Genomic DNA, 20949 nt, shown 5'->3' on the forward strand with positions numbered 1-20949 from the left:
GGGCGTGACGGGCATGGTCGCGCCCGCCTACGTGGCGGTCTGCCGCGGCGCGTTCTCGGGCGGCAGCCGCGACCCGAGGTCAAGGCCCTGCGGTTCGGTGCGGCCCTGAGTGCGGGTCATGTTGTGCTCCACAGCCACTCCGTCGCCCTGCCATCGGATCCGCAGTCCGGGTCCCCCGCTCCACAGCACCGTCAGCTCCCGGTCCCCCGCCGCGCGTACGGTCACCGTCTCGCCCAGCGGTACGGCGTCCGCCGTGGCGGTGAGCCGGCTCAGCGCGACGAACAGGGTCGCGTCCGCCGCCGTGATCCCGGTCAGCGCGTCGTCGAGGCCTACGACGGGCAGCAGTTCGGCCTGGAGACCCTCCGGTGCGGCCCAGCCGGTCACCCGCACCGGCGTCCCGGGCTCCGCCCCCGTCACCCGGAAGGCCCGCACCTCCACGGCCCCGTGCACGAGCACCGCACTCGTCACCCGGGCGCCCGCACCGGCCGAGTGCCGCGACGCCGCCCACCCCTCCCCCACGCCCAGCGGCTCGATCCCCGTGCGGCTCGGATCGCCGCCGACGATCACGCTGTTGTCGTACGAGGCGGAGGGCCCGGTCACGGTCGAGTAGCCGAGGCGGGTGTAGTAAGGGTCGTAGCGGACGTCCTCGCTGCCGTGGTTGTGGAGGCGCACGACCCCGTCCGAACTCGTGGACTGGAGCAGCCAGTTGGCGGGCGCGATCGGGGTGACCGCGTCGGCGCGTTCCGCGGGGGCCGGCTCCTCCGGTGCCGTCCACACCTCGTGGTCCGGCGGGAGCAGCAGGCCGAGGAAGCCCTTGCTCGCCCAGTACGGGGAGGCGGGGCCCGAATAGCCCTGCAGGACGGCGGGGTCGGGGCCGTGCCAGCCGAGGGTCAGCAGGCTCCGGTCGTCCAGCGCGTCCCGGTCGAGGAAGTACTTCAGCGCCCCGGAGGCCAGTCGCCGGGTCTCGCCCGGGGACAGGGGGGTGCGGCCGGTGAACGCGCCCAGCCACAGCGGGGCCGTGGTCGCGAAGCGGTACGTCAGGGAGCGGCCCTGGTGCATCGGGGCGCCGTCGCCGCCGAACAGGCGGGCGTAGTCGGCGAGATGGCGTTCCAGGCGGCCGCCGTACAGGTCCAGCAGCTGCTGGTCGCCGGCCAGCCAGGCGTGCAGCACCGGGTAGAGGTGCATCGCCCAGCCGTTGTAGTAGTCGAACTTGCGGCCGTCGCCGTCCGTGTACCAGCCGTCGCCGACGTACCAGTCCTCGATGCGGGCCAGGCCGTGGTCGATCGCCTTGTGCGCGGCCGCGGGCTCATGGCCGACCTCGGCCAGGAAGCCGCCGACCGTCACCGGGAACAACTCCCAGTTGCAGGGCCAGGGTTCGGCGGTCAGCGCGTCGGCGAGCCAGGCCGCCGCCCGTTGCCGTACGGCGTCGTCGAGCCGGTCCCACAGCAGCGGGCGGGTCAGGCGCAGGGCGAGGGCGACCGAGGCGGCCTCGACCAGCGGCTGGCTGCGGTCCTCGATGCGCGGCCAGACTCCCGCCACGCCGGCCGCGAGTCCGTCCGCGTACCGCTGGAGCACGGTCTCGTCACGGCGGAAGGCGGCGAGGAGCAGGGTGCGGGCGTAGCCCTCCAGGCCGTCGGAGAGCTGCCCGGACCAGCTCTGGTGGTCGCCGGGGAGGTGGTAGAGGGCATGGTCCGGGGTGGCGTACGGCTCCACGGCGGCGAGCAGCGCGTCGGCCGCGGCCTCCCAGTGGGCGCGGGTGTATCCGGTGCGCGGGCTGAGGCGGCGGTCCTCGGGAGGCAGCTGCATCAAGGCTCTTTCTCGCTCGTACCGTTGGAACCTGGGGCGCCCCGGTTCCGGTCGGGGCGCCCCAGGGGCTCATCCCGCCCGCACGGTGCCCCGGGGCACCAGGTGCCGGGCGAGAAGCTCGTCACGCACCAGGCCCGCGTAGACGGTGGCGCCGTACGCGGAGGTGTGCGTGTTGTCCTTCTTCTCGTTGTACAGGTACAGCGCCTTCGAGCCCTCCACGCCGAGGGACTCCACCAGCGCCTTGGTCTTCGCCGTGAGGTCGATCAGCGGAACGTCCTCGGCGGCGGCGACCGAGCGGATCACCTCAGGATGATTGACGCCGAGCCCGTTGACCAGAAGCGCGATGTCGTTGTTCAGCGTGCCGTCGGCATTGAACCAGCGGCGCACGATGGGTGTGACCAGCACCGGCCGCCCGCCCTTCTCCCGTACGCCCGCCACCAGCGTCTCCAGGTTCGCACGATAGGTCACCTCGTCCGTCGTCTTGTCGTTGTGCGCCAGCTGGATCAGGACCAGGTCACCCGGACGGATCAACTGCTGGACGTTACCCCACAGTTGGGGATTCTGGAGATAGGTCACCGTACTTTCGCCGGAGTCGGCGTAGTTGGCGACGGCGACGCCCTTGCGCAGGAACTGCGGGAGCTGCTGGCCCCAGCCGGAGTACGGGTCGGCGGGCTGGTCGCAGACGGTGGAGTCGCCGATCAGAAGGATCTGCCGGGTGTGCCGGGCGGCCGGGGTGACCCGGATGCCGGCGAGTGCGGGTGCGGAGCCGCCGATGGCGAGGTCCAGTCCCGGAGTTCCGTCCGGCCCCGTCGGCTCGCCCTCGGGGGTGCGGACGTTCACGGTGAAGCCGCGGGTGACGTGTCGCCCGGCGGCCGCGGCCGTCTCGGGGAGGAGGGAGCGCCGGGTCTCCCCGCTGATGCTCGTGCTGGACGCCGCCTCGCCGCCGAGCCGGACGCTCACGTCGTAGTCGCCCGGCGGGACGTCGAAGTGGCAGGCGGTGGCGGTGCAGTTCCCGATGCCGAGCGGCGGCTGCCGGTCGTGGGCCTGGGCGGCGGGAACGGCCGTCAGGCAGGTGCCGAGGACGACCGCCGCGAGCGCGGCGACGCGAACACCGTTGAAACGTCTCACCCGGGACTCCTCCGTCATGGTGACAGGGCCTGGCGGGGACCGTAGCGCCATCCACAAGCGCTTTCTAGACCTTGGGCGGTTTTCACGAGATTACCAACTCCAGGCTGACGAAAGCCCTTTCGCGAAATCGATTCAACTGTCACCCTCAGGGACACCCGCACCCCCGCCCCACCGAAGGAGGCACCCCCATGTCCGGACCCACCGGGAGACCGCTCGGACGCCGCACCTTCGTCCTCGGCAGCGCGGCCGCCGCCGGCACCGCCGCCCTCACCGGCCCGCTGGCCGCCACCGCCTCGGCCGCGAGCTTCGGCTGGTCGGACGACGGCTCCGACTATGTGGTCGACACCGGCGCCAGCCTGGTCTTCAAGGTCAGCAAGACCAACGGCGACCTGACCTCGCTGGTCTACAAGGGCACCGAGTACCAGGGCTACGGCGGCAAGAACTCGCACGTCGAGTCGGGCCTGGGCACCTCCACGGTGACCATCGCCCAGTCCGGCACCACGATCCTGGTCTCGGTCGCGTACGGCACGCTGAAGCACTACTACGCGGCCCGCAGCGGCGAGAACAACGTCTACCTGTGGACCAACAAGGCCGACTCGTCCGTCACCGCCACCCGGTACATCGTGCGCGTCAAGGCCGGCCTGTTCCTCAACGACGAGCCGGATTCCTACACTTACGCGCCCACCGTCATCGAGTCCGCGGACGTCTTCGAGAAGTCCGACGGCCAGACCCGCGCCAAGCACTACTCGAAGCTGCGGGTGATGGACTACAGCTACATCGGCTGGACGACCGGCAGCGTCGGCCTGTGGATCGTGCGCAGCAACCACGAGAAGGCCTCCGGCGGCCCGTTCTACCGCTCGCTGCTGCGCCACCAGAGCGCCGACGGCGGCGGACTGTACGAGATCCTGTACTACGGCGAGAACCAGACCGAGTCGGAGCGGTACGGCCTCCAGGGCCCGTACGTCATCGCCCTCACGGACGGCGGCGCACCCTCCTCGTCCCTGTACCCGGGCACCCTCACCACGTCCTGGGCGGACTCGCTCGGCATCTCCGGGTACGTGGCGGCGGGCGGGCGCGGGCGGGTGGCCGGCGTCGGCATCTCGGGGCGGGACACGGCGTACGCGTACACCGTGGGGCTCGCCAACCCGGCGGCCCAGTACTGGGGTTCGGCGCGCTCGTCGGACGGCTGGTTCTCGGTCGCGGGCGTGCTGCCCGGGACGTACACCCTCACCGTCTTCAAGGGTGAACTGGCCGTCTACACCGGCTCGGTGAGCGTCTCCGCGGGCGCCACCACCACCCTCAACACCATCGCCGTCCCGTCCTCCAACGATCCCGGCAACGCGTCCGCGATCTGGCGGATCAACAACTGGGACGGCACTCCGGGCGGGTTCAAGAACGCCGACCTGATGACGTACGCGCATCCGTCCGACGTGCGGGCCGCGTCCTGGACCGGGAACGTGGTCATCGGCAGCGGCACCGAGACCTCGGCCTTCCCCTGCTACCTGTGGAAGGACGTCAACAGCGGGATCGTCGTCTACTTCAGGCTGACGGCCGCCCAGGCCGCCGCCGCGCACACCCTCAGGATCGGCGTGACGACGGCCTACGCGAACGGCCGGCCGCAGGTCGTCGTCAACGACACCTGGACCTCGGCCGTCCCCTCCCCGCCCACCCAGCCGAGCACCCGGTCACTGACCGTGGGCTCGTACCGGGGCAACAACTACACGTTCACCTACAGCGTTCCGGCGTCCGCCTGGCTGACGGACACCAGCGCCTACAACACGCTGAAGATCTACGTGGCGAGCGGCTCGGGGACGACGTCCTATCTCAGCGCCGGCACCGCGATCGACGCGATCGACCTGCTGGCCTGAACCGGCCCTGATCCGTCATCAGGTCCCGCGCGTCCACTGCTGGTTCGTGCCGCCGTTGCACGTGTACGTGATGATCGCGGCCGAGTTGGCGGTGGACGCGCCGGACACGTCCAGGCACTCGCCCGACGTGCGGGCCTTGATGTTGACGTAGGAGCCGGAGGTGACGACCGACCACTGCTGGGCGGTGGCGCCGGTGCAGTCCTCCTGGGTGACGTCGGTGGAGTTCTCCTGGAGGCACAGCGAGCTGCCCCGGCCCATCAGTTCGTAGTAGCCGGTGCCCAGGTCCTTGAACCACCACTTCTGGTTGGTACCGCTGTTGCAGGTGTACTGGCTGATCGCGACGCCCTCCCAGAGGGACTGGCTCGGCACGTCGGCGCACTTGCTGCTGTGCCGGGCGATCAGGGTGTTGTACGTGGCGCCGGTGCCGCTGACCGTGCCCGCCGCGGTGTCGACGGAGACCTCCGGGTACCAGGACATCGACATCGAGGTGGACGTCGGGAACGTCAACGGCAGCCAGACGTAACGGGAGTCGTTGACCGTGCCGCCGAAGGAGTTGCCCCAGCGGTCGCCCATGTAGAGGTACGAGGTGCCCGACGTGCCGGTGACCGGGAGGACGTACGCGGTCTGGGAGTTGTACGCCGTGGAGTCGCCGACGGTCGACCAGGAGGTCCAGGGTCCGGAGAGGGAGGTCGCGGTGGCGTACTCCTGCTGGTTGGCGCTCCAGCCGGTCGCGCCCGACGTCAGCATGAAGTAGACGCCGTTGCGCTTGAAGAGGGCCGGGGCCTCGCGGTGGCCGCCGGCCCAGGGGTTGGCGACCAGGCTGTCGATGGCGGTGTAGTCGCTGGTGAGCTTGTAGATCTGCAGGTCGTAGTTCTCGTTGGCGGCGGAGACCATGTAGGCCGTGCCGTCGGTGTCGACGAAGGTCGTGATGTCCCGGGACATGTACTGGCCGAGCGGCTGGAAGCTGCCCTGGTAGGTGTAGTTCCCGTCGACGGTGTCGGAGACGGCGACGGCGGCCTTGGCCTCGCTGTAGTCGACGCCGTTCTCCTTGTGCATCCACATCACGAACTTGCCGGTGGAAGCGTTGTAGATGACCTTCGGGCGCTCGATGTAGGCGGTGCCGAGCTCGGAGGCGGAGGACTGGGTGAGGACGTGGTTGCGGAACTCCCAGGTCTTCAGGTCGGTGGAGCGGTAGGCATCCACGTACTTGAAGGTGTTGTCGGAGTTGCGGTCCTCGCCGAACCAGTAGTAGTAGCTGCCGACCTTGATGACCCCGCCGCCGTGGGCGTGGACGATGTTCCCCGAAGTGTCGGTGAACCGGGTGCCGTTGGTCACCGTCTGGGAGGCGGCCGCGGCCGGACCCGCGGTGGCCAGGGCGCCGATCACCGCCAGACAGAGGGACAGCAGGATCGCGTACGCACGTCTCATCTACACACGCTCCTCGGGGGAAGGAAAGCCGTTCGACATACCGAACCACATCTGTCATGACGAACGTTGTGATCGCCGAAAAGGTAAGGGTGTGTTACGCGTGGGTCAACGGGTCTGACGCGACAAGGGGGAAAGCGATTTCCAAGCGATCCTTGCCGGAGGTCGTTTTTCTGTTATCGAGAGCCGTCCGCAACCGTCTCCCCTGATGTGCGCAGCCACCTCCACACCACCGCAGCGGCCATCGGCGCCCTCGCCGCCCTCCTGGCCTCCGCTCCCCCGGCGTCCGCCGCCTCCGTCTCCGATGCCGGCGCCCGGGACGTCACCGCCGACGTCCTCGCCGACCGGGACGTGACCGTCACCGGCGACACGGTCGTCACCGTGCCGGCCGGGACGACCACCTACGACGGCGTCCTCCACGGCGAGGGCACTCTCACCGTGCGCGGCGGCGGCACCCTGATCCTCACCAGGGACAGCGACTTCACCCTGCCGAAGTCCCGGCAGCGGCAGGTCGTACGCACCCAGGGCGGCAACCACCCGTATACGACGGTCACCAACCCGGACCCGCCCGCGATCACGGTCGAGCGCGGTACGACCCTGCAGTACGGCACGGGCGGCGGCACCGGTCTGATCGGCCACTTCCCGTACGACACCCCCGGCTACCAACTCAACCAGCTCAACATCCGCGTCGACGGCACCCTGCGGCTCTCCCTGACCCGCACCTTCAACATCGGCACGATCAGCGGCTCGGGCCTGGTGACCCAGCCCCGCAACATGTGGGGCACGCTGGACCTGGCGGGCACCCACCCCTTCTCCGGGGTCATCGACAACGGCACGGGCATGGCGGTCGGCCGCCCCGAGTACCCCGTGGCGCTCCCCGACGCGCGCGCGATCCTCAACGAGGGCTCCTGGATCATCGACACCCCGCTCGACCAGACGATCACCCTGCGCCAGGACTTCTACCAGCGCGAGTACGGCAGTGACGTCAACGTCCACTCGCGGCCGGGCAGCAAGGTGGTCCTGACCGGGCAGTACAGCTACAGCGACCGGGGCGGCGACACCAACCCGTCGCTGAGCGACCCGTCTCTCAACTGGGAGCCGATACCCCACCAGTCGAACAAGCGCGGCACCAACATCGAGGGCGCCGACGTGCACTGGGGCGACGGGACGACCCACCGCATCTTCATGCCGGGGACGAAGGACACCGTCTACATCAACCTGCACGAGGCGAGCGGCCGCCGCTCCACGCTCACCTTCGACTACGACGGCCCGGTGACCCTGGGCGCCCCGATCGGCGGCGGCCGCTACCACGACACGCTGGCCGCGCCCGGCGCCGGGGACATCGTGATCGCGGGAACCCGCGGGAACGACGTGACCTTCGCGGCCGCCCAGGACTACGACGGCTCGACGACCATCCGGAACGGCGCGGTGCTGCGGCTGGGTTCGGGGTCGAAGGGCGGCGACGGCTCGCTCCTGACGGGCACCGAACGCCGGCGCGTCGACAACGACGGCACCCTGGTCGTCCGCAACACCTCGACCCCGGTCCGCCTGGCATACGTCGGCGGCTCCGGATCCCTCGTGCAGTCGGGGGCGGCCACCACCACGCTCACCGGCGGCGCGGTGACGTACACGGGGACGACCACCGTCAGTCAGGGCACCCTCGCCCTGCGCTCCGGGGCGACGCTCGTGCACAGCGAGGCCATCCGGCTCACCTCGGCCGGGGCCCGGCTGGACCCGGGCACGGCGGGCCTGCGGGTGCTGACCACGCTCTCCGGGACGGGCACCGTGCTCGGGTCGGTCACCAACGACAGCCTGGTGACCAGCGGGCTGACGGTGAAGGGCGACTACACCCAGCACAAGCGGGGCGAACTGGTCCTGCGGAAAAGGCCGTTGAAGGTGACGGGCCGCCTCGCCCTGGCCGGTGCACTGGACATGTCCGCCGCGGGCACCGCTCCGGCCCGCCGCATCACCCTGATCGACCACACCGGCACGACCCGCACGACCGGCAGCTTCGACGGGTTGCGCGAGGGCGCCGAGGTCAAGCTGGCCGACACGGTCTACCGGATCACCTACCGCGGCGGCGACGGCAACGACGTGGTCCTGAACGCGGAGACCGCCAAGGCCTCGACGAAGGCGGACACCACCGACACGGCGTCCGCTCCCCCGGCCGTGACCACCCGCACCGCCGCCGAGTCGACGGACTCCTTCGGCTGGTGGCCCTACGCCCTCGCCCTCGGCCTCCTCGGCGGCCTGATGGTCCCGGCGAGCCGGCGCACGCAGCGCAAGGGCCGCAGGAAGAACAAGCGCCACGCGGCCTGACCGCCTGCCGGTGCCGCCTACCGGTGCCGCCCGCTGGGCGGCACCGGGAAGCCCAGCTCCGGCGCCGAGGCACGCGCCTCGGCCGCCCAGCCCGCGAGGAAGGCGAGCGTCAACCCGCGTTCCCGGTAACGGAGTTCGGCGGAGATCGGGCGGCCGCCCCCGTAGTCCAGCTGCTCCTCGCCGGCGCGGGCCAGCATCAGGGCGGTGAGCCAGTCGTACTTCACCGCCGAGGCGCACACCGCGAGCCGTACCAGCCGCTCGTCGATGTCCCGGCCGCACTCGCGCAGGCCCTGGAGGTAGGCGTCGTAGGCCGCCGCCGCGTACTCGGGCAGCCGGGCGGCCGGGACGAAGAGGTCGAAGACGGAGTCGGGGAGGTAGTTGCCCAGGTCCTCGCCCAGGGCGCCGTCCCCGGCGAACGACCAGTCGAGGGCGACGGTGGCGGGGCCGTCGGAGCGGAGGTTCGCCGGCCACATGTCGAGGTGGCAGAAGGCCCGCGGCAAAGTCTCCAGCACCTGGAGGAACCACTCGCGGTCGTGGTGCAGCCGGACCATCTCACGGCGCAGGCCGGGCGGGAAGTGGTCGCGGACCAGTGGCTGTCGCCACGCCTCGTCTTCGTCCAGGAGCTCCTGGCCGAGGGTGTTGCCGCCGATGTACTGACGCAGAAAACGGCGGCTCAGCCACGGGTGGTCGCCGGCCCGTACCGCCCCCTGGGCGGCGCCGAGGCGGCGGGCGTGCTCGACGTGCCGGGCGAGCGGCCATGCGCTGGCCGGCTCCCCCGGCACGTCCTCCAGCCACAACGCGACGTCCCCGTCCGGCCGTTCGACGAGAGCGAGCAGCCGGGGCGCGCGGATGCCGTAGGGCTGCCAGACCTGGGCGAGACCGGACTCGTAGACGTGCGCCTCGCGCCGCCAGTAGTTCCAGTGCCGGGGCTCGTCCGAGGCGGCCCAGCGTTCGGTGGCCGCCTTGTTGCGGGTGAGCACCTTCAGAACGGCCGAGCGGCGGCCGGTGCTCACCCGCCACACGCCGCCGGTGACGCCGTTCTTCGGGTTGTGGACGAGGGGGTCGAAAACGGCTGCGTCCGCGCCGAGCACCTCGCGGGCCTCGGTGTCCTGGAGTGTCGTCTCAGGCATGGCCCAAGGCTAGTTCGCGGGCGATCTCCGCCGCGCCGCCCACCTGGATCCCCGGGCCGTCCGTCTCGTGGCGCACGACGGCCCTGATCGTCGCCGGGGTGCCGAGCGAGTCGCCCATGTCGGCGGTGACACCCCGCAGGCCGTCACGGGCCAGGTGGGCGGCGAGGCAGGCCGTGCTGTTGGCGTTGGCGATGTCCTCGGGGACGCCGATCGACGGGGCGAACATACGGGCCGCGACCCGGCCGTCCGGTGCCGGGGCCGAGTAGAGGTAGCAGCCCAGCAGGGCCGGCCGGTCGCAGGCGGTGCGGAGGCGGTCCAGGTCCGGGGTCAGCGCGGAGACGGCGGACCGGGTGGGCAGCGGGACGAGGAGCCTCGGCCGTCCCAGGGTGGCGACGACACAGCCGGGCGTGTCTCCGGCCACGCCCAGGGCGCTGAGGACGTCCTCGTGTTCGCCGGCCTCGGGCGCGCGCAGGCCGACCGGGCCCGGCGTGAACCAGGCTTCCAGGCCGCCGTTCCCGTCGTGCCGGACCGCCCGGCCCGCGAGGGTGCCGCCCCGCGTCCGCAGGGTGACCTCGCGGGTGCCGGTGCGCGCGGCCAGGACGGCCAGCGCCGCGACCGTGCCGTGGCCGCAGCCGGGCAGTTCGCCCTCGGCGGTGAAGAAGCGGAGCGTCGCCCCGCCGCCGTCCCGGTCGGCCGAGAGGAACACGGCATGGGACGTGCCGGCCCGGACGGGCACCTCGCGGCGCTCGTCGTCGGTGAGCGGGGTGTCGTCCAGGACCGCGGTGGGGCTGCCCCCGCGGCCGTCGCGCAGGCAGGCACGGACGATGGTGACGTTCACGGCGGCGAGCTTAGGGCAGGACGCCGCCGTGGCGCCGTCACAGCAGGCCGGCGTGATGTTCGAGGAACGCGGCGACGTCCGCGGGATCCTCCAGGGGAAGCGGGTAGACCACGAGCCGGTCGACGCCGAGGTCGGCGTAGCGCCGGGCGGTGTCGGCGTTCACCGGGGAGAGTTGCGTGAAGTTGATCTCGAGTCGGCCCAGCCACTCCGGGCGTTCGACCTCGGCGGCAGCCTTCCGCAGTCCGGCGAGATGCCGGGCGAGATCCTCCGGGCTGTCGCCGTTGCCGAACCATCCGTGGCCGCGCGCGACCGCCCGCCGGAACGCGGCCGGGCTGTGGCCGCCGATCACGATCCGCGGTCCGTGTTCCCCGACGGGCCGCGGGTGCGCGTCGATGCCGTCGAAGGCCACGTACCGGCCCTGATAGGACGGCGCCGGCTGGGTCCACAGCGCCGTCATCGCGTCCAGGTACTCGTCGGTGCGCCGGCCACGCTGCGAGTACGGCACTCCGACAGCGGTCATCTCCGGTTCGAGGTAGCCGGCTCCGACCCCCAGAAGCAGCCGGCCACCGCTGAGCACGTCGAGGCTCGCGACCTGCTTGGCGAGCACCAGCGGATTGCGCTGCGGCAGGATGACGATCCCCGTGCCGAGTTCGAGCCGTTCGGTGACGGCCGCGACGTAGGCCAGGTGCACCAGCGGGTCGAGGATCGGATCCGTGGGCTCCATCGGCGCTTCCGGTACCCGGGGGCTGGGCAGCACCACGTGCTCGCCGGCCCACCACGACCGGTACCCCAGCTCCTCCGCCAGCCGAGCCAGCCGGACGGTCTCCGCAGGTCCCAACACGGCCTTGGCGTTCAGCCCGTTGACGCCCAGTTCCACCGGTGCCCACCTCCATACGCCCCGGGCGGCGAGGACCTCGGCGCCCTGCTCGCACCCACGCGCTCCATCCTCGAATTCCGCACTCCCGCTGTCCAAGAGCTGCTGTTATAGCCTCTGGCTATGGATGTCCACATCCGGGACCTGCGCTACTTCGTCGCGGTCGCGGAGGAACTCAGCTTCACCCGGGCCGCGAGCGACCGGCTCTTCGTCTCACAGCCGACGCTGAGCAAACAGATCCGCCAACTGGAGCTCTCCCTGAGGACCGCGCTCTTCGAACGCGACCGGCGGACGGTCACCCTGACCGCCGCGGGCAGAGCCCTCCTGCCCCAGGCCCGGCGGCTGATCGAGCAGTGGGAGGAAGCCCGGCGTGCGATCGCCGACGCCGTGGCCACCCAGAACACCACGCTCACGGTCGGTTTCCACACGAGCATCGGCCGCGGGCTCATCCCGGCCGTCACCGCCACGATGGAGAAGCTGCTTCCCGGTTGGCGACTCCAGTTCCGCCAGATCACCTGGGCCGACCCGACGGTGGGACTCGCCGGCAGCGATGTCGATGTCGCCATCGCCTGGCTGCCCGTCGCGGCGAGTGGCGACTACTCGCACAAGGTGATCACCAGGGAGGACCGCTGGGTCGCTCTTCCGGCCGGTCACCGTCTGGCCGACCGCCCGGTCGTCTCCTTCGAGGATCTCGCCGACGAGCCTTTCATCGCCCTTCCGACGGCGGCCGGAGCGCTCCGCGACTTCTGGCTCGGCAACGATCGCCGCCGGACTCCGGCGCGTGTCGCCGCGACGGCGGAAACCGCCGACGAGACCTTCGAAGCGGTCGCTTCGGGGCTCGGGGCAGCCCTCCTCGCCGCCGGTAACGCCGAGATCTACAGGCGGGAGAACGTCACCTGCCGGCCGGTCACCGGCCTCTCCCCCAGTGAGCTCGCCGTCGTCTGGCGCACGGGAGACCACCGCAGAGCCGTACGGGTCTTCATCGACGCCTGCTGCCTCTGCACGGCAGCCTGCCCGTAGGGGTCTGCCCGCACAGTGGACGGGGTCGGTCGTTTCGCCGCCGGGTCGACTAGCGTCGGAGGCATGACCAGCGACAACTCCCCCAGCCTCGCCGACGCCCTCGCCGCCGGGACGGTCGTGCTCGACGGCGGCATGTCCAACCAGCTGGCGTCCGCCGGACACGACCTGAGCGACGAGCTGTGGTCGGCGCGGCTGCTGGCCGACCGGCCCGACGCGGTGAGCGACGCGCACCTCGCGTACTTCAGGGCGGGCGCGGATGTCGCGATCACCGCCAGCTACCAGGCCACGTTCGAGGGCTTCGGCAAGCGCGGGATCTCCCACGAGGAGGCCGCCCGGCTGCTCGCGCTGAGCGTGGCGCTGGGGCGCGACGCGGTACGGCGGGCGCGGGCGGAAGGGATCGTACGGCCGCTGTGGGTGGCCGCCTCGGTCGGGCCGTACGGGGCGATGCTCGCGGACGGCTCCGAGTACCGGGGGCGGTACGGGCTGAGCGTCGGGGAGCTGGAGCGGTTCCATCGGCCGCGGCTGGAGGTGCTGGCCGCGGCGGGGCCGGATGTGCTGGCGCTGGAGACCGTGCCGGACGCGGACGAGGCGGCGGCGCTGTTGCGGGCGGTGCGGGGGCTGGGGGTGCCGGCCTGGCTGTCGTACAGCGTGGCGGGTGGGCGGACCCGGGCGGGGCAGCCGCTTGAGGAGGCGTTCGCGCTGGCGGCGGAGGTGGACGAGGTGATCGCGGTGGGGGTGAACTGCTGTGCGCCGGAGGATGTGCCGGACGCGGTCGCGGTGGCGGCGCGGGTCACCGGGAAGCCGGTCGTCGTCTATCCCAACAGCGGAGAGGTGTGGGACGCGGAGGCACGGGCGTGGACGGGGCGGTCGCTGTTCGACGCCGGGCAGGTGGAGGGGTGGCGGGCGGCGGGGGCCCGGTTGATCGGGGGGTGCTGCCGGGTGGGGCCGGAGGCGATTGCCGGGATCGCTCGGGTGGTTTGAGGTCGCCTGTTTGCCGTGGGTGGTTGGGGCGGCGGGCGGCTGCGGGCCCGGTGGGGGCTGGTCGCGCAGTTCCTCCCCCAGCCTTCGGCCGGGGGGACCCCCAGCGCCCCTGAAGGGGCGCACTGCAGTCCCGTTCCCTGCATCCGTGGCGGGGCGCTAAGGTCCCCGTGGGAACCGGTTGGCGGGGGTGGGGTTGACCAGGAAGAGCGGGGAAGACGGGCGGAGCACCATTCGTGATGTCGCCGCGCGCGCCGGGGTGTCCGCGTCCACCGTGTCCCGGGTGCTGGGGGGCGAGTATCCCGTCAGTGCCGCCACCCGTACCCGGGTCCTGCGGGCCGTCCGTGAGATGGACTACGTCGCCGACGCTCGGGCGAAGGCGATCGCCGGGGTCGGTACGCCCACGCTCGCCTTCGTGCTGGAGGACATCACCGGGCCGTCCTTCGCGCACATGGCGTACGGCGTGGAGCGGGAGGCGGCGCGGCTCGGGCATCTGTCGCTGGTGTGCAGTACCGACGGCGATGTGCGGCGTGAGCTGGAGTTCATCGGGATGATGCGGGCCCAGCGGGCCGCCGCCGTGATCCTCGTCGGCGGGGCGGCGGACACGCCCGAGTACCGGGAGCGGACGCGTCGGGTCGCCGACTCGCTCGCCTCCGCCGGGTCGCGGCTCGTGCTCTGCGGGCGGCCGCCGCTCGGGCCCGGCGCGCCGGTGACGGTCATCGAGTACGACAACGAGGGCGGCGCCTACGCCCTGGTCGCCCATGTCCTGGCGCAGGGGCACCGGCGGGTGCTGTTCCTGGGCGGCAAGCCGGACCACACGACGGCGATGGGGCGGGAGCGGGGATATCTGGCCGCGCATCGGGCCAGAGGTCTTGAGCCCGATCCCGCGCTGCTGCTGCACGGTGACTTCACCCGGGATTCCGGGCATCGGCTGCTGCGGCAGGCCCTCGCCCGGGAGCTGGAGTTCAGCGCGGTGGTCGCCGCCACCGACATGGTGGCGGCAGGGGCGCTGACCGCACTGCACGAGGCGGGCCTGGCGGTGCCCGGGGACGTGTCGCTGGCCGGGTACGACGACATACCGTTCGCCCGCGATCTGCACCCGGCGCTGACCACCGTGCACGTGCCCTACGAGGAGCTGGGGCGGCTCGCCGTGCGGACCGCGCTCGGCCACGGCGGGGAGTCGGCCGACGAGCACCTGCTCCTCGGCACGCATGTGGTCGTACGGGACTCAGTGACGGCGTACCGCGGCCACTGAGCGGCGCAGCCGGCGTACCGCCAGGGCCAGTTCGGCCGTTCGCTCGGGGTGCGGTGGTGCCGCGCCGGGGTTCCAGAGGGCGAACTCCTCGTCGCGGAGGCCGGACACCGTGTGGGGCTCGCCGTCGCCGAGGACGCGGACCGGGTGGGTGTCGTCCCAGGGCTGCCAGCCGGGGTCGCCGGTGGTGGCGAAGTGGACCCAGGCGCCGTGCATGGCGTCGGCGAGGTCCTGTGGGGCGCCCGCGCCGGCCAGCCGGGCCGAGTCGGGGTCCTCGCCGGTGTCGAAGACGAAGCCCAGTTCCAGGGCGTGGCAGGAGCCGAGACCGGGGCGGTTGGAGGGCCAGGCGAACTCGTAGAGGTAGGAGGAGCCTGGGCGGGCCGCGGCCAGCCGGTACAGCGGGCGGCGGAGCAGGTGGTCGGTGACCATCTGGCCGACGATCTCGGCGGGGCCGGCCCCGGGGTACAGGGTGCGGTAGCCGCGCGGTACCTCGTGGCCGACGTGGCAGCGGGCCATGGCACCGGCGAGGGCGACCGGGCCGAGCCGGTCGACGTGGTCGACGAGGCCGCCGGGGACCAGCCAGAGCCGGTACTCGTCGCGGGTCCAGCCCATCAGGAGGTCGACGCCCTGCGCCGCCTCGCCGTCGAGGAGGGCCTGGAGCGGGTCGCGGGGGACGAGGTCGCCGTCGACGACGATCCCGAAGGCGGGGCCGCCGAGGACGGGGCTGCTGAGGCGGCCCACCTCGGCCTGGGTGCGCAGCAGCAGTTCGCGGTCGACCTCGGCGAAGGCCTGGGCGGTCGCGGGGATCCTGAGGCGGCCGGCCATCCGGCGGACCATGCGCCGTACCTTGTCCCGCTCCGAGGCCTCGGGCGGGCCGCTCTGCAGGACGGCCCGGCGGATCAGGCCCTGGGCCTGGGGTGCGGCGAGCAGGGCGCCGGTGCTGATGGCGCCGGCGGACTGGCCGCAGAGGGTGATGCGGGCCGGGTCGCCGCCGAAGGCCGCGATGGTGTCGTGGACCCAGCGCAGGGCGGCGAGTTGGTCGCGCAGGCCGGGGTTGGGCGGGGTGTCGGGGAACAGCCCGTAGCCCTCCACGCCCAGCCGGTAGTTCATCGACACGAAGACGACCCCGTCACGGGCGAACGCATGCCCGTCGTACACCGGCACGGCCGAGGATCCCCTGGTCAGGGCGCCTCCGTGCAGCCAGACGAGGACCGGGAGCCGGGCGCCGGGGCCCGGCTCCGGGGTCCACACGTTGAGGTTGAGGCAGTCGTCGCCCGGGACCACCGGGTCGGACAGGTACTGTGCGAACGCCTCCGAGTACGGCGGTTTGGGCGCCGTCGGCCCGAAGGCGCCCGCGTCCCGGACGCCGTCCCAGGGCTCGGGCGGCGCGGGCGGACGGAACCGGTGCTCCCCGAAGGGCGGGGCGGCATAGGGGATACCGCGGAACACCGCGACCCCGCGCTCCCACCTGCCGCGCACCGCCCCGTACGGGGTGTCGGCCACGGGCTCCGTCCGGTCCGCCGTCATCCGCCACCAGCTCCTCCCGCCGCGCGCGCCACTACGCCGGTACGACAAGAGCACCACATCTGCTCCGGGTATTCCGGCACACACGGCGGTCGGGCGGATACCCGCGGCTACTTGGCGTACATCAGGGTGCCGAAGCCGAGCTGGTCGTAGCCGCCGCTGTCGGAGCCGTAGTCACCTCCCCCGCCCTCGGGGGCGACCAGGTCGTAGTACATGGCGGAGATGTACTTGTCGTCGAGGTACAGGCGCCGGTTGTAGTGGAAGTGGAGCATGGCCCAGACCGGGCGGACCTGGCCGCGGGAACTGTCCGATATGGCGGTCTGCGAGTTGGAGGCGCAGGTGGTGCCGCTGCCCCAGGTGTAGGTGGTGAAGGGGACGTCGTCGCCGATGTTGTACTTGGCGACGTACTGGGCGGCCTTCATGAACCTCTTGTCGTCGTAGGAGTACAGGTCGTCGCCCTGGTTCCAGGCCATCTCGCAGACCGCGCCCATCTGGCCCATGCCCATGACCGTGTGGCCCTGGTCGCGGCCGGACTCCTGCCACTGGCCCAGCGCGTAGCCGTCGGAGTCGGTGTACAGGTACGGCACCGCGTGCGCGATGGAGCCGTTGCCCGCGCCGGACTTGAAGTAGGTGACGGCCTGGTCGTACTTGGAGCTGTCCCCGTTGAGGATCCCGATGGCCAGGATCGAGGCCATGTTGCACAGGTCCCAGTTGGCCCAGTAGTTGGTGATGCAGGCATCGTTGTGGTTGGTGAGGAAGCTGTTGTTGAGCGGGTAGAAGACGCCCGCCAGCATCTCCTGGGCGGCTGCGAGGTCGAAGCCGTCGTAGTCGCGCATCAGCTCGCAGGCGTTGGCGAACTGCCAGCCGTACAGGCCCGCCGCGAGGAACCGGTCGGCGTTTCCGGTGACCGTGGTCAGCGTCGTCGACCAGGCGTTGAGGATGTTGGCGGCGCACACGGCGTTGGCCTCGGTGCCGCCTACCTGCCAGCGCAGGGCGTTCTGGTAGGCGGCGGCGATGTCGCCGTAGAGCAGGCTGTAGTTCTGCCCGGTGCCGCCGCGGATGATGGTGGCCGTCGCCCGGTTCGTCCAGGTCGACTGGGAGTGGGAGTTGGCGGTCAGCCTGTTCCAGCCGGACAGCCAGGGGTCGGTTCCCGCCGCGACCCTGACCTTGGCCCGGTTGATGTCGCCGGCGTTGTGCAGCATGCCGGGGTGGGTGAACGTGGACGGGGCCGCGTGCGCGGTCGTGGCCATGGTGGCGCCGCCGAGGGCGAGGGCGGCGGTGAGGCCGCCCGCGGTCCTCAGCAGACCGCGGCGGCTCAACTCTGTTCTGCGGAGGTGCTCGTGGGGGGAAGTGCGGCTCATCGCTGTGCATCTCCAATCCGTCTGGCTCAGGTGGGCGTGATGCTCACCTCGTCGAACTCGGTGGTGCAGCGGACCAGTTGGCTGCGCGAGCAGACCACGAGGCCCACGTGGTAGGGGGCGTCACCGAAGGCGGGGATCTCTCCGTCGGCGATGGGGGTCCAGGTGGCGCCGTCATCGGTGGACAGGGCTGCGCCGAAGGCGGTCCCGACGCGCTTCAGCCGCAGCAGGGTGGGGAGGGTGACGGCCGCGCCGCCCGTGAAGGCGGAGGCTCCGGCCACGGTCCTGCGGAGCATGAGCTGTGCGGTGCTCCCGCCGGTCACGACGACTCCGGCGGCCTGGTCGAACGGCGACAGCGACTTCGCCATCAACAGCCCCACCCGGTCGGCGCTCACGCCGGTACGGGAGACGAACCGGGCGACGATCTCGCAGTCCCCGCTGACGGGCTGCCGCACGAACTGCCCCGTCATTCCCTGGCCGTTGGCGTTCAGGTCGACGCCCGCGCCCCGAACGGTGAAGGTGCCGTCGTCGTAGGACGTACTGCCCGGCGTGATGATCGCGACCACGCCCAGCGTCCCGAAGGCACGGTCGTCGAGCACGGTGTCGCCGAGGTCCCCGTACGTCCACGGATCGGGCGGCGCGGTGCCGACCGTGAGTGCGAGGGTGCCGGTCGTGGTCCCGGAGGCGTTGGCCGCGGTGGTCGTGACCGTGAACTCGCCCGTCCCGGTGGGTGTTCCGGAGACCAGACCGGTCCGCCGGTCGATCCGCAGCCCGTCGGGCAGCCCGTCCGCCGTGAACAGCACGGGCTCGTGCGAGGCCCGCAGCAGATGCCGGAAACCGTCGCCCTGGTTGGCGAACGCGGCGGTGGCGGAGGTGAGTTGGGGCACCGCCGGGGTGGGCGTCGCAGCCTGCGCAGGAGCCGAACGCGGGCCGCGGCCGGCGATGTTGGTCTTCACGACCGTGTAGTGGTACGTCGTTCCCGGTGTCCCGGTCGCGTCGGCGTATCGGACGCGGGTCCCGAAGCCGACCGGGCCGACGCCGGTGGCGAGGGTCCGGTACGGTCCGTCGGCGCGGGTCGCGCGCAGCACCGAGTAGCGGGCGGACAGGTCGGGGTCGCTCCAGGCCAGCTCGACGGCGTCGGCGCCGGTGACGGCCCGCAGGTCGGTGACGGCGCGGGCGGGGCGCGGCACGCACCACACCGCACCGGACGAGGAGACCACGCCGACGTTGTCGAAGACGCCGGTGCCGGTCTCGGCGTAGTCCTCGTCGACGCCGAGACCGGAGGTGAGGGCGAGGCCCGCGTACGCGGTGCGCCCCAACTCGACTTCGGTGGAGCCGACTTCGGTCCAGTGGACACCGTCCGGCGAGATGGCGCCCGTGCAGCGCGAGCCCCTCCGGGTCACGCGGACCCAGTAGGGCGCCCGCAGCCGGTAGCCGTCGCCCGCGCCCTCGACGTAGGGCGCCTCCAGGGGGGTCGCCGATTCGGGCAGCGCACCCAGGTTGGAAAGCGGGAATGCCGCGTTCACGGTGATGGCCTGCTGCTGGGAGGGCGGCACCGGAGTGCTGCCGGTCGCGGAGATCTCCGCACCGGCCGCCGGCCGTACCGTCCAGACTCCGCTCCAGGTGTGCAGCGGCAGCCCCTGGATCAGCATGGAGGCGTGCGCCGCGTCCGCGTCGAGGGAGGCGCGGACGGTGACGCCGATCTTGGAGTACTGCGAGCTGAGCGGCCACACGATCCGCGCGGTGACCGTGCCGTCGCCGCGCAGTGGCAGGTGGACGAGGCGGTAGGTGTCGTCGGTGCCGCTCGCCTCCAGGACGAAGCGCTCCCCGTCGAAGACCGCCGAGCCAGGAATCCTTACGTCTCCGACGTCCTGGGTCGCCCACCGGCCGGGGAGACCGGCGGAGGCAGCCGCCCACGTGGAACTCCCGCTCCGTCCGAGCGAATTGACGGCGGCGACCGTGTAGTAGTACGTCCGCCCGGCGTGCACACCCCGGTCGGTGTACGCCGGCTGTCCGACCCCGGACGCGATCTCCTCGTACCGGCCGTCCGCGGCGCTCGCCCGCAGGACCGTGTAGGAGTCGGCCCAGGTCGACGGCAGCCAGGTCACGGTCACGGACCGGTCCTCCCCCACCGCCGTGACACCGGCCGGCGGCGTCGGCACGCTCGGCGCGGTCGCCGTCGCACCGGCGTAGGCGAAGGTGCCCCAGCTCGGCAGGTCGTCGTTGCTGCCCTCGACGACCCGGGCGCCGCCGGTGCCGCGGAAGACGGCGTTCTTCGTGTACGGGGCGTCGAGGCCGCGCACGCCCGCGTAGTGGGCGTACGCCATCTCGTAGATCGGCGGCAGGGTGCCGCGCGAGGTGGCCGAGACGGCCGGCTTGATGTACTTGCCGGTGCGGTCGAGGTCGGGGACGAAGGGGACGTCGCCGCCGAGGTTGTAGCGGGCGGCGTACTCGACGTTGGCGAGGACGCGGTTGTCGTCGAAGCCCCAGAGGTCGACGCCCTGGTTCCAGGCGACCTGCGCGGCGTCGGCGAGCAGGCCGACCGCGAGCTGTTCGTGGCCCTGGTCCCGGCCGCTCTCCTGGCCCTGGCCCGCGTCGGTGACGATGCGGTGCAGGACGCTGCCGTTCCCTGCGCCGGCCGCGGCGAAGCGGAGCGCGTCGTGGAAGAGGGTGGGTTCCTCGCAGAACACGCCTACGGCCAGGAGGGACTGAAGGGACGTCAGGTCCCAGTTGCCGTTGGCGTAGAGCGTGTAGCAGGAGAGGGCCGGATACCAGACGCGCAGGAAGGACTCCTCGCAGCGCGCGATGTCGGCGGCGCTCCAGCCGTCGTAGCCGGTGTGGCGCAGGAGTTCGGCCGCGTTGACGAACTTGAAGGCCTGGAGCCCGGCGCCGAGCGGGCCGTCGGCCCCGGTGACGGCGGTGAGCGAGGCGGACCAGGCGTTGAGGATGTCGCGGGCCTTGTCGGCGTGCGCGGTGTCGCCGGTGACGGACCAGACGAGGGCGTTCTGGTAGGCGGCGGCCGAGTCGGCGACCGCCTGGTTCTGGTAGTTGGCGGGGCCGCGGCCCCAGGTGGTGATCTGGCCCGTGTTCTGCACGGTGTACGAGGCAGCGGAGCGGGCGTGGGCCGCGAGGGCCAAGTAGCCGTCGTAGACCGGTGACTGCTTGGCGGCCACCGCCGCTCTCATGCGGGCGAGGTCGTCGGCGGAGTGCAGCAGGCCGGGGTGGGAGAAGGTCACCGCATCCTGCTCCTGGTCCTCGGCCGCCGCCCGGCTGGGCACGAGCAGCCCGCTCGCACCCGTAGCCAGCAGCAGGGCCGCGGTGCCGCCGAGGAATCCCCGGCGGCTGAGCGGACCCGGTGCAGTCGACTGCGATGCGGCAGCGACAGCGCCCCGAAGGGGCGCGGGGCTGTAGTCATCAGCGGCTCCGCCG

14 protein-coding genes are annotated in these 20949 nt (G+C 72.1%); 5 read left to right on the plus strand and 9 right to left on the minus strand.

Features of this window, described 5'->3' with window-relative positions:
* Nucleotides 1-27 precede the first annotated feature (27 nt).
* The gene (locus tag ACFWPS_RS47895) at nucleotides 28-1806 is read right to left on the minus strand and encodes a DUF2264 domain-containing protein (protein WP_383718987.1); all 1779 of its coding nucleotides are present in this window, start codon (nucleotides 1804-1806) and stop codon (nucleotides 28-30) included.
* A gap of 69 nt (nucleotides 1807-1875) precedes the next feature.
* Nucleotides 1876-2934, minus strand: coding sequence for a rhamnogalacturonan acetylesterase (locus ACFWPS_RS47900; protein WP_383718990.1), 1059 nt, complete (start codon nucleotides 2932-2934; stop codon nucleotides 1876-1878).
* A 188-nt stretch (nucleotides 2935-3122) separates the two neighbouring features.
* On the opposite strand from ACFWPS_RS47900, the gene ACFWPS_RS47905 reads away from it, so the two are divergent.
* Nucleotides 3123-4802, plus strand: a complete 1680-nt coding sequence (locus tag ACFWPS_RS47905) for a rhamnogalacturonan lyase B N-terminal domain-containing protein (protein ID WP_383718993.1) — start codon at nucleotides 3123-3125, stop codon at nucleotides 4800-4802.
* A gap of 18 nt (nucleotides 4803-4820) precedes the next feature.
* Here the strand turns inward: ACFWPS_RS47905 and ACFWPS_RS47910 are convergent, their stop codons facing one another.
* Nucleotides 4821-6230, minus strand: coding sequence for an RICIN domain-containing protein (locus ACFWPS_RS47910; RefSeq protein ID WP_383718996.1), 1410 nt, complete (start codon nucleotides 6228-6230; stop codon nucleotides 4821-4823).
* A 207-nt stretch (nucleotides 6231-6437) separates the two neighbouring features.
* On the opposite strand from ACFWPS_RS47910, the gene ACFWPS_RS47915 reads away from it, so the two are divergent.
* Nucleotides 6438-8546, plus strand: a complete 2109-nt coding sequence (locus ACFWPS_RS47915) for an autotransporter (RefSeq protein WP_383718998.1) — start codon at nucleotides 6438-6440, stop codon at nucleotides 8544-8546.
* 17 nt (nucleotides 8547-8563) lie between these two features.
* On the opposite strand, the gene ACFWPS_RS47920 is transcribed toward ACFWPS_RS47915, so the two are convergent.
* Genes ACFWPS_RS47920 through ACFWPS_RS47930 form a run of 3 tightly spaced genes read right to left on the minus strand, consistent with a single transcriptional unit; the run spans nucleotide 8564 to nucleotide 11391 of the window.
* Complete coding sequence (locus ACFWPS_RS47920) at nucleotides 8564-9676, minus strand: aminoglycoside phosphotransferase (protein ID WP_383719000.1); 1113 nt, start codon at nucleotides 9674-9676, stop codon at nucleotides 8564-8566.
* Nucleotides 9669-10514: a PhzF family phenazine biosynthesis protein gene (locus tag ACFWPS_RS47925; RefSeq protein ID WP_383719003.1), complete on the minus strand. Its 846-nt coding sequence runs from the start codon at nucleotides 10512-10514 to the stop codon at nucleotides 9669-9671. Before ACFWPS_RS47925 ends, ACFWPS_RS47920 begins: the two co-directional genes overlap by 8 nt.
* Nucleotides 10515-10551: 37 nt before the next feature.
* On the minus strand, nucleotides 10552-11391 hold the full coding sequence (locus ACFWPS_RS47930) for an LLM class F420-dependent oxidoreductase (RefSeq protein ID WP_383719005.1): 840 nt from the start codon (nucleotides 11389-11391) through the stop codon (nucleotides 10552-10554).
* A gap of 120 nt (nucleotides 11392-11511) precedes the next feature.
* On the opposite strand from ACFWPS_RS47930, the gene ACFWPS_RS47935 reads away from it, so the two are divergent.
* From ACFWPS_RS47935 to ACFWPS_RS47945, 3 genes are all read left to right on the plus strand, one after another.
* Nucleotides 11512-12408 carry a LysR substrate-binding domain-containing protein gene (locus ACFWPS_RS47935; RefSeq protein WP_383719008.1) on the plus strand — a complete coding sequence of 299 codons (897 nt, stop codon included), beginning with the start codon at nucleotides 11512-11514 and terminating at the stop codon, nucleotides 12406-12408.
* Nucleotides 12409-12471: 63 nt separating this feature from the next.
* Nucleotides 12472-13389 carry a homocysteine S-methyltransferase gene (mmuM, locus tag ACFWPS_RS47940; RefSeq protein WP_383719011.1) on the plus strand — a complete coding sequence of 306 codons (918 nt, stop codon included), beginning with the start codon at nucleotides 12472-12474 and terminating at the stop codon, nucleotides 13387-13389.
* Nucleotides 13390-13582: 193 nt separating this feature from the next.
* The gene (locus ACFWPS_RS47945; protein WP_383719013.1) at nucleotides 13583-14641 is read left to right on the plus strand and encodes a LacI family DNA-binding transcriptional regulator; all 1059 of its coding nucleotides are present in this window, start codon (nucleotides 13583-13585) and stop codon (nucleotides 14639-14641) included.
* Here ACFWPS_RS47945 and ACFWPS_RS47950 read toward each other — a convergent pair.
* The 3 genes from ACFWPS_RS47950 to ACFWPS_RS47960 all read right to left on the minus strand — a co-directional run bounded on the left by ACFWPS_RS47950 (nucleotide 14615) and on the right by ACFWPS_RS47960 (nucleotide 20831).
* Nucleotides 14615-16165 carry a carboxylesterase/lipase family protein gene (locus ACFWPS_RS47950; RefSeq protein ID WP_383719016.1) on the minus strand — a complete coding sequence of 517 codons (1551 nt, stop codon included), beginning with the start codon at nucleotides 16163-16165 and terminating at the stop codon, nucleotides 14615-14617. The two genes, ACFWPS_RS47945 and ACFWPS_RS47950, sit on opposite strands and share 27 nt — an antisense overlap.
* Nucleotides 16166-16272: 107 nt before the next feature.
* Nucleotides 16273-17523, minus strand: coding sequence for an alginate lyase family protein (locus ACFWPS_RS47955; protein ID WP_383719019.1), 1251 nt, complete (start codon nucleotides 17521-17523; stop codon nucleotides 16273-16275).
* A gap of 26 nt (nucleotides 17524-17549) precedes the next feature.
* The gene (locus tag ACFWPS_RS47960; RefSeq protein ID WP_383719022.1) at nucleotides 17550-20831 is read right to left on the minus strand and encodes an alginate lyase family protein; all 3282 of its coding nucleotides are present in this window, start codon (nucleotides 20829-20831) and stop codon (nucleotides 17550-17552) included.
* Nucleotides 20832-20949: the final 118 nt, after the last annotated feature.

Source organism: Streptomyces sp. NPDC058457, assembly GCF_042720695.1.
Lineage (GTDB): Bacteria > Actinomycetota > Actinomycetes > Streptomycetales > Streptomycetaceae > Streptomyces.